Source organism: Pseudomonas sp. PME37.24/025 (assembly GCF_055556615.1).
In genome coordinates this window covers 1-243 of the sequence record NZ_JBVHNK010000438.1, presented here as the reverse complement: position 1 = coordinate 243, position 243 = coordinate 1, and the positions used below count along the sequence as shown (strand labels likewise).

At 49.4% G+C, this 243-nt stretch carries 1 protein-coding gene; it reads right to left on the bottom strand.

Features of this window, described 5'->3' with window-relative positions; all coding sequences use genetic code 11:
* Positions 1 to 243, bottom strand: a 243-nt coding sequence (locus tag ACZ3HH_RS30985; RefSeq protein ID WP_465810531.1) for a phosphorylase family protein, incomplete at both ends; no start/stop codon positions are given.

The following is a 243-nucleotide window of genomic DNA, read 5'->3' as shown; positions in this document are numbered from 1 at the left end:
ACGTATACTCCGGTATGGCAGGTTATGTTATTGGCTTTGGCTATGGCGAGTCCTTTCTCTACCAGCTCAGGAGCGTAGGCGCGATTCATATTCGGGAAACGCGGCCCGAGCTCCGGATAGTTTTTGCCGCGCAGAGGATGCTCTGGTTGCAAATAGATGTGGTCCGTAATGATCATCAGATCACCCACCTCAAATTTTTCGTTCATACCACCTGAAGCATTGGAGATAAGCAACGTATGCACA